The following is a 723-nucleotide window of genomic DNA, read 5'->3' on the forward strand; positions in this document are numbered from 1 at the left end:
TCTGTCTTTGTTTGCCTGTGTTTGAGCAAGTGTGCATGAAATAAGGTGTTCTGCATTGAAGAGAGAGAGCAAGAGTCCTGCCATTTTGTTGCAAAGAAGTGCATCACTTAGGCATTGGCTTCGTTTAGGGAGCTGGTTGCACATGTGAGGAAAGAAGGAATGGAGAAAAATAGGTGGAATGGATCTAGGACTTGACAGGTAGGTGAGGTTAGTTACAGGAATGGGGTATTGGGTGGATTTAGCTCTTGTTCACGGTGGCGAGGACGGCCGCGAAGATGGATTCAAGCTTAGCCTTGATCTCCTGAGCTAAAGGTGTGATCTTCTCCCTCAGGGCAGAGATCTCATCGGCGTTGATGGTCTGGGCCTGCTCGTAGGACTGCTTCAGCATTTCCTTGTACTCATTGACGTAGGGTTTAGCCATCTCCTTCAGCTGCTCCATACGCTCGGAGAGCTTGTTGCGCACTGATTCCAGAATGGGCAGCATGGCGGTCTTGGTCTCCTCGATGTTGGTGGCCACCTTGGTGCGCAGCTGCTCCACAATGGGCTCCAGCTTGACCCTCAGGGCTTCCATGTCCTGTGTGTGCTTGGCGGTGTACTCGGCGATGATGGGGTCCATCTGGGCGCGGTACTCAGCGATGTGCTTGTCGATGACCTCCTTCAGGGCAGCACGCTTGGGCTCGAGGTCGGTCTTCAGGGCATCAATATCAGCTACGATGGAGGTAC

Annotated in this window: 1 protein-coding gene; it reads right to left on the reverse strand. The window is 52.7% G+C overall.

Going from position 1 to position 723, the window contains the following annotated elements; genetic code table 11:
• Positions 1-238: 238 nt before the first annotated feature.
• Positions 239-723, reverse strand: a 485-nt coding sequence (locus tag H4O21_RS23995; protein ID WP_182812370.1) for an apolipoprotein A-IV repeat region-like domain-containing protein, incomplete at its 5' end; no start/stop codon positions are given.

The organism is Oceanospirillum sediminis (assembly GCF_014164585.1).
In the GTDB taxonomy this organism is placed as follows: Bacteria; Pseudomonadota; Gammaproteobacteria; order Pseudomonadales; family Halomonadaceae; genus Oceanospirillum; species Oceanospirillum sediminis.